This is a genomic window from Paenibacillus daejeonensis DSM 15491, from assembly GCF_000378385.1.
Taxonomy (GTDB): domain Bacteria; phylum Bacillota; class Bacilli; order Paenibacillales; family Paenibacillaceae; genus Paenibacillus_D; species Paenibacillus_D daejeonensis.
This window is the reverse complement of sequence record NZ_KB899680.1, coordinates 62,218-70,206: the sequence shown is the minus strand read 5'-3', so window position 1 is coordinate 70,206 and position 7,989 is coordinate 62,218. Positions and strand designations below refer to the sequence as shown.

The window sequence follows — 7,989 nt, the reverse complement described above, 5'->3', positions numbered from 1 at the left end:
TCATACGGCGGCCGGACGCTGTGCAGCGAAAGAAACTTTCGTTGAAGCGCATCATACGGCGGCCGGACGCTGTGCAGCGAAAGAAACTTTCGTTGGAGCGCACCATGCGGCGGCCGGACGGCGGCTTCGCAAGCTGGGCGTACTGGGTGCATCGTAAGTAGAGTAATGTTAGGCTTGTGCTAGGAATGTACGGTAACGGAAAGGAGCATGCCCGATGAGCGCATCCGATGGCGCCAACCAGATTCGTACCCGCTTCCCCTTCAGCTTCATTACTCTGGAGGGCGAAGAATTGCCAGTAGAGTTGACACACCTCGCCTGGGAGGATGGGGAACCAGAAGGCGGCGGGAACAGCGCCCCTCCCTCCTGCGAAATAACGTTTGAAGTGGGCGGAGTACTCGCCACAGAAATTCTGGCAAAGGAACGGTTCCACTTGTTCGCTGAGCTGGTTAATGCCGAGCCTCTGTTCGAGACAGAGGAACCGGTTGTTGTCCGCGCGAAGCTGCGCCCAAGCTACGCCAAGCTAGTCGCTGCAGGTGGCGGAGACAGCGAGACGGTGCTGGCCGCCCTGCTCCCGGATGCCAGCGAGCATGCAGTGCTGCGGCAATCCGAGAGCTGGCTGGCGCTGGAGATGATGCAGCAAATTTCGCTACCCGACCCGCTCGCCGACCAGGGAACCGTACGGCACGGGCTGCGGACCGCCTGGCTCAAGGCCGGGAACTGCCAGCCTTCTGGCGCTGAATCAGGTCCATCCGGTACAACAGACGTGGCTACCATGGCCCTGCTCCAATCTCAGCTGGATCAGCTGAATTTGCGTTACGAAGCCTTCTCCCCAAGTATCCTGCAGCTTGACCTGACCACGGAGGCTGGCAGCTGGCGCATGCTGATTCATGCCAGCGAGGACGCTGGCGCGTATAGTGTTTACTCGGTTTTTCCCGAATCAGTGCCGACGAGTAAGCACGCAGCCGTCGCTGTTCAACTGATGAACCTGAATTACAACCATACGGGCGGAGCTTTTGAACTGGATGCAGAAGACGGGGAGCTCCGCTACCGTACCACAGTTCCAGCCGCGGCTGCAGCGAGCGTGGATACGCTGGTGGAGGTGCTCGAGGCGCATCGGCGGATCATGAGCCTCTCTCTATCCGTGGACGGCGACTGGTCGAAGCTAGTGTAATTCATAAGGAACAAGCCGCAACCTGTGTGCGTAGCACGGGTTGCGGCTTGTTTTTGTGTGGATCTGCTTAGCTTCCCCGAGCCAGTAAGCTCTGCAGCAGTTGCGCAGCTTCGGCGCGGGTGGCCAAGCCCTGCGGCAGCATCCGGCCATCCGGGTAACCCGACAGAATTCCCGCCTGCTGCATAGCATACACAGCCTCCCTGGCCCAGAGACTGACGGAGGCTCTATCACTAAATTCAGCTGTTCCCCCGGAATCCGCAGGCAGTGCCAGAGCCCGCCACAGCATGACCGCGATTTCCTCCCGGGTGATGCGGTCGTCCGGCCGGAAGCGACCATCCGCGTCCCCCTTCACGATGCCTGCCGCCTGCAACGCGGCGATATAACCATTGGCCCAGCTATCCCCTGCAACATCTTGGAAATCGTGACCTGCCTCCGACTGCAGACCGAGCGCTCTTGCGACCAAGGCAGCGAATTCGGCACGGGTTACGGGGCGTGCCGGCTCAAACGCTGACGGCGTAACGCCCGTCACAATATGCCGGGCCGCCAGCCGCTTCACTGCTTCTGCGGCCCAATGGCCAGCTGGCAGATCATTAAACCGTTTATCGTAAGCAATCAGTCCATAGACCCCGCCTCCGGCAATCTCCGTCGTCCAGCTCTCTGATTCACAGCTCCCCGTGCGATAGCTAATTCTTCCTTGCTCCGCGAGATCGTAGATGCCGCCAAGTCGGCATACCGTTCCATCGGCAAGCGTCCCACTCAACCGGAGAAGTACAGGGGCTGCATAAGGATTTATAGCCTGGAAGGGACCTGCTGCTGTGCGAACGCCAATCTCAAGCGCTAAGGCAGGACCAAGTGGCGTAAGTATGGCATGCTCGCGTGCGCCTGTCTGCAAGAGTCCCGGAGCCCCATCCGTCTCCCCCATACGGATGACGAGAACCGCTTCATCTCCAGCGCTTGCTTGCCCGGCAGCCTGGATCAGCACCTCGTGTGGAATACGAAGCTCGTACACATCCCCCCGCACGACCAGCGAGCGGCGCGTTTGGCTTCCCGCTGGCATCAAGGCGCCAAGCGGTACGGCTACTTGCCAGACACCGTCCCGGACTTCGACCCGGTAGGAACCGTTGACCAGACCTGGATTTGCTACAAATTGCTCGTCAGCCTCTTCCATTACCGGCGGCTCGACTGGCCGATCCGGGCCCGGAGGCAGCTGTGGCCAAGACTCTCCTCCCGTGCTCCCCCCCTCAATCTGAAGACTGCCGATGGGGTAACTGCCATCTGCCAGACGACCTTCGTTGGCGAGCAGAATTCCTGGTTGACCGCTATCAGGGTCCAGAATCGCCACAGCCAGCGTATATTGCCCTGCAGCCGTACCGGCAGGAATCGGCAAGCCCCCCGCTACTTCTGTTCTGCCCGGCAGCCAGTCCCGGACATCTGCATCCCCGACTATACTTCGGGCGACCGGATGACCATTATGGTCCACCAGCCGCAGCTCCAGCGGCCACTCATAATAAAATGGCGCCACACCCTTGTTGTTCCACAGCATCGATACAGATAGCTGCTGTCCAGGCCGTGCCTTGGCCTCATACTTGGCGGCTTCGAGCACAAACCGGTAGCCCATGGTACGCATCATCGCATCCAGGTTGCGCTGCAGATCAGAATCTACAGGCACATCCGTCGGCGAACTCGGACCAAGCCACGACGTATGACTCTCACGTGCCTGGCGCAGCGATTCCATGATCGCTCCGTCTGTCAGCCACTTCTCCGGGTTCCCCTCGGCAAATTCGCCGCCGGAGAAGGAGGTCTTCCAGAAGTCAGGCATCGCGGACGCCGCCTGTTGCTCGGCTGGATCGTCGCCCGGCTCGACAAATTCGCCAATGCCGCCCCAGCCGTTCTGAATCCAGCCCAGCCATTCGTTGGTGGAGGAGCGGATGCCGAACACATCGTTGAACAAGCCAAGCGCTTCCTTCTGTGCGATGGGGAACGGCTTGCGCATGCCAATCTTCACATTGCTGAACGTATCCAGGTAATGCTGCACGTACTGGTCCGACACACCAAGGTTCGGGAAAACCCCTGAGCCCGACGGCCACGTGTGCCACTCTCCCCAATGCCCCAGGCTACCCAGCTGGATATAAGCGATACGCGGATCCTCATTGTAGCGCGCAGCAAGAGCGGCCACTACCCGTTTATGCTCGGCAATCAGCAGCTCGCTGTTGTAATTGGGACTGAAGCCGGCACCGATCTCCACCGTATCGTACCAGGTGCCCGGATTCCCTTCTTCCGCAAGTAGCGCATACAGCCAATCCGGGATGTCCATGTGCGACGGGTCCGTGGTCGGCAAGTCGAGCACCAGGCGGAGATTCATCCGAATGCCTTGATTCTCCCAATAATTAAATTGATATTTCTCCTCGATCGCCGCCCAATTGATCTCCCCCCGAACAGGCTCCAGCTCCCGCCAGGTTATTCCCGCATAGACGAGACGATGCGGCTGCGCGTACGCTTCACCTGTCGGCTGGCGATTGGCCCAGCCGACCCAGCCCATATAGGGATTATTCAGCACGCCAAAATACTCCTTCGGATAGCTAACCCCATCAGCGTCAGGCCAGTCGACCTCTCCCTCCGCTGCCAGCGCTTCGCCTCCAGCCTCAGGCAGCTCCAGCATGCCGCGGCCCACGTAACCCAAGCGAATGTCAGATTGCGGAGTGGCCCCGATATCCTCCAGATAAACGTACATCTCCGCACTCTCGCTCGTGACCTCCTCATGTGCGAGTCCGCGCCTAACCCACGCTCCGCTGTCATAAGCATACAGGATGCCATCCTCGACCTTGTAATCCATGCCAGCTCCCGGCCATGGAGTATCCTGGTCCCCCGTCGCGGAATTGCTGTCGCTATCGATATAATAGACATTGTCGAGATTTAGCTGCTGCCCCTGCACCAGCGTATACAGCCGCCGCTCGTCCCGGAGCACACGCAGCTCAGACTGACGGCCCGTCGGCACTGCGCCAGGCGCAACATCCGCCCAATCCGCATCGTCGCCATCAATAACAATATTCGCGGATGCAGATTTGAGCTGCAGGGTTGCCGGGTCGCCGGACGGATCGGGGCCAGCCTGCGTGTTGCTCAGGAATGCCAGGTTGACACTTGCCGCATCGCCCAGCCCAAGGGCAGCCAGCGGCAGCGTCCACTCAATGATTTTGTCAGTCCCGGTCCCAGTCCGTGCATAATCAAAAGCAGTCTCCGTATCGGTCCAGGCCCAGCCGCCATCTGCGGTACTGCGGTAGAGCAGTCCGGACTGCACAAGATAATCCGAGCCCAAGGTATTCGGCCACGCCCATGAGACGCTGCCGGTAGCAGGGTTCCGGTCCGTATCAAGCAGCAGATGCTCCCAGAGGCCCGCCTCGAATTCGTTGGTATCAAGACTTCCACGCATAAGCATGCTGAGCATGCCGCCACTGACATGAGCATAAACCTTGGTCGCCTCGTCAGCCGTCGTAAAGAGGGGTTGCACCCCTTCCCATTCCGAGGGATCGCCGTCCGCCTCAATGGCAATAGACAACGCAAGCGGCAGCACAGCCGGATCCCCCAGCGCAGCCGGAGCAGCCAGCGTATTGGAGAGAAACGCCACATTGACAGTCGCAGGCGCCTCCACGCCTAATGTCTCCAATGGAATGGCCCACTCGATGACCTTATTGGCTCCTGCACCGGAGCGCTCATAAAGAAACATCGCTCCCGTGTCCTCCCAGCTCCAGCCACCGTCAGCCGTACTGCGGAACAAGCTGCCGAACTGTACCAGATAGTCCGAACCCAGCGTATCCGCCCATGCCCAGGAAGAGGCACCGGTTGCCGGGTCGCGGTCCGTATCGAGCAGGAGGTGCTCCCAGAGGCCATCCGCAAACTCATTCGTATCCACCTGTCCCTGGATGAGCATATACAGGGTGCGGTCATACACGTTAGCGGTTACGGTAGTGGATCCATCCGCAGTGACCATAAGTGGCGCAAGTCCCGCCCAGTCGGCAGCATCCCCATCCACAGTAATAGGTCTTCCGGCAGCAACAGGAGTTGCCCCAGCGGCTTGATCGACGGCCAGCATCAGACCGCCTAGCTCAGGCAGCATGCTCGCCCCGTTGACGGCATAACCGATACGCAGATTGGCCGGTTCACCAAGGCCGAGGTCGCTACGCGATAATCGGAGCTCTGTAAATCCCTGCCCCGCACCGATCTCTGCCGCCCCGGCCGTCACCCAGTTATCCGATTCGTACCTGTAGAGCACCCCCTGCTCCACTCTGTAATCCACACCGCCGCCATTGCTCCAGAGCGCACTATCCCAGCCTGTCTGGGCGTTATTGTCACTGTCAATATACAGCACACCGCCATCAATCGCCCCGGCCACGTACACATTCAATGATTCCTCCGTTTGCACGGCCTTTAATGCGCGCAGCTGATTACTGGAGACGGCTGAATTGTAAGGCGTCCCAACCCATTCCTCCGGCTTACCCGAGAACGGCGCTTGCAAGCCAGCAGGCGCTGCATCAACTGGCGCCGGTGCGGCAACTCCCAACAAAGAGACGAGAACCGTACCAGCGAGGAGCGCCGATGTAAATTTAACCATGAGCCTTCCCTCCCACCCTTTTTTTGGCGCAAATATAAGGCAATAATATAATCATCCGTTCTTGCGCCTATCTTTACATTTCCGCCTAAACCGTAAAAATCCTGCTTGAAATATGTAATTTTTGCTCTATAATCTCTAATTAAGAACGCAAAATGTTATTATATTTGCGCCAAAATATCTGGAGGTGTCTGATGAACAGCAACCCTATGATTCAGAAAGACCTGCCCCGCCCGTCCATTGGTCATGGAGCCATAACGCTGCGCCTGCTGTTAGCCTTTTTGCTGGCTGCGGGAAGCGTGAGCAGTTGGGCCAGCCTCTCCCCTGCGGCTTCAGCCGCCACCTTTTACCCTGCCGAGCTGAACAGTCCGCTCAATAATCCATTCAAGGGCTGGGCGCCTCCAGCCACTGGGGGACCGTACGCACAGCCGCACAAGCTTGTCTATGCCGGTATCACCTGGAAAGAGCTCGAGCCAACCAAAGGCGTCTTCAACTGGGCCGGTATCGAAAGCAAATTCAAGTTCAGTTACTGGCGGAGCCAAGGCGTGCGCATCGTCTTCCGGCTGCTGCTGGACAATCCCACCGGCACCCCTCACCGGGACATTCCTGACTGGCTGTATAACGAAATGACTGCCCAGGGAGGATCGGCAGGCACCGCTTATCAGGATCAGACTGGCGGTATGGGTACTGGCAATAACACTGGCTTCTCCCCCAACTACAGCTCCCCCATCCTGATCGCTCGGCATAAGGTGCTGCTTGATGCGATTGCAGCCCGCTATTATACACAAGACGCCCCCATTGCTTTTGTCCAGATCGGCTCACTTGGCCATTGGGGAGAATTCCACACTTGGCCGTATGTCGGTCCCAATAATGAACCGAATTATACCGGTGCCTTCCCGCCCAATGCCATCTCCAACCAATACATCCAGCATTACATTGATGCATTCGGCAACAAATCCGACCGTATACAGGTGATGATTCGCCGCAGCGTACAACTCGCTTCCACGCATGGGCTCGGGATGTTCAACGACATGTTCGGCGATCAACCCAGCTTCGATTCCTCCTGGGGCTGGTACACAGGCACACAGAACGGCTACTGGGATGATATCGGACAGTTGCAGCCGGCGTATGCGAATTTCTGGAACAATGCCATCTCCGCTGGAGAGTTCTACGGCGGTGTAGGTGGCCTGCAGGCCAGTCTGACCAGCGGCGCCGGATTCACGGAAACCCTGCGGCAAACCGAGCTCAGCAAGCCGAGCTGGCTGGGACCGAATGCACCAGCTTCCTATGCGGTGGGCGGTCCGCTACAGGCCAATATGGATACACTCAAAAAACGCATGGGCTACCATCTGGTCGTCAAACAAGTGACGCACAATGATTCTGCAGTACGCGGCACTTCATTGTCCGTAGCGCTTAATGTTGAGAACAAAGGCGTCCAGCACTTCCCGTTCAACTGGCCGGTTGAGCTGCAGATCCGCAGCGGCTCCACTGTTCATGCCAGAGTTGTCACCGGCATTCAGCTGAAGAATTGGAAGACAGGCTCGTACACCCACACAGGCTCCATCACTTTGCCATCCACACTGCCAGCAGGCACTTACACCGTTGCTCTCGCCATTCTCGACCCGGCGACCAATACACCTGCAGTGGACTTTGCAAATACCGGCCGCACAGCTGACGGCGCCTTCCCTGTGAGCACCATCAACGTCACGACAGGCTCCAGCGGCGGCACGTCAATCACCGTGGACGGCTCCGCCTCCGATTGGAGCGGCCTTCCCACCCTCGCTACCGGAAGCACATCGGTAGCTACGCTGAAGGGCACGCGGGTCGGCTCCACCCTCTACCTGCTTGTACAGGGCAGTGGTCTGACCGATTCCGGTGCGTTCTATATCAATAGCGACAATAATGCGGCCACCGGATATAACGCGGCGGGCTGGCCGAACAGCGGCGCCGATTATTTGCTGGAGAACAATGTGCTCTACTCCTACACTGGCACGGGCAACAACTGGTCCTGGAACCAGGTAGCGGTACTCGGGACCGGACAATATGCCAAAAACGCCTCTGTGGTGGAGATTGGTCTCCCCCTGTCGGCAATTGGCGCCAGCCCCGGCCAGACGCTCCGCTTCGGTTACATCCGGGGCGGTTCAGCGACGGAGCGTCTGCCTGGACAGAACAGCACCTTGCCGGCGCTTGGGCTGTAGCGCAAAACAACAAGTAC

At 58.7% G+C, this 7,989-nt stretch carries 3 protein-coding genes; 2 read left to right on the top strand and 1 reads right to left on the bottom strand.

The genetic code is table 11. From position 1 onward, the window contains the following. The first annotated feature begins 214 nt into the window (after positions 1–214). Positions 215–1,171 (top strand): YbjN domain-containing protein, encoded by a 957-nt coding sequence (locus F556_RS0131105; protein WP_020620928.1) that lies wholly within the window; start codon positions 215–217, stop codon positions 1,169–1,171. Between the two features lie 67 nt (positions 1,172–1,238). On the opposite strand, the gene F556_RS36800 is transcribed toward F556_RS0131105, so the two are convergent. After that, positions 1,239–5,777, bottom strand: coding sequence for an S-layer homology domain-containing protein (locus F556_RS36800; RefSeq protein WP_020620927.1), 4,539 nt, complete (start codon positions 5,775–5,777; stop codon positions 1,239–1,241). Between the two features lie 191 nt (positions 5,778–5,968). Here F556_RS36800 and F556_RS0131095 point away from each other — a divergent pair, with 191 nt between their 5' ends. Further along, entirely contained in the window at positions 5,969–7,972 is a 2,004-nt protein-coding gene (locus F556_RS0131095; RefSeq protein WP_020620926.1) for a DUF4832 domain-containing protein, read from the top strand. The last annotated feature ends 17 nt before the right edge of the window (positions 7,973–7,989 follow it).

Excerpts from the sequence above, each read along its gene's own strand:
- F556_RS0131095 (WP_020620926.1), top strand. The coding sequence starts at position 5,969 with ATGAACAGCAACCCTATGATTCAGAAAGACCTGCCCCGCCCGTCCATT.
- F556_RS0131105 (WP_020620928.1), top strand. The coding sequence starts at position 215 with ATGAGCGCATCCGATGGCGCCAACCAGATTCGTACCCGCTTCCCCTTC.
- F556_RS36800 (WP_020620927.1), bottom strand. The coding sequence starts at position 5,777 with ATGGTTAAATTTACATCGGCGCTCCTCGCTGGTACGGTTCTCGTCTCT.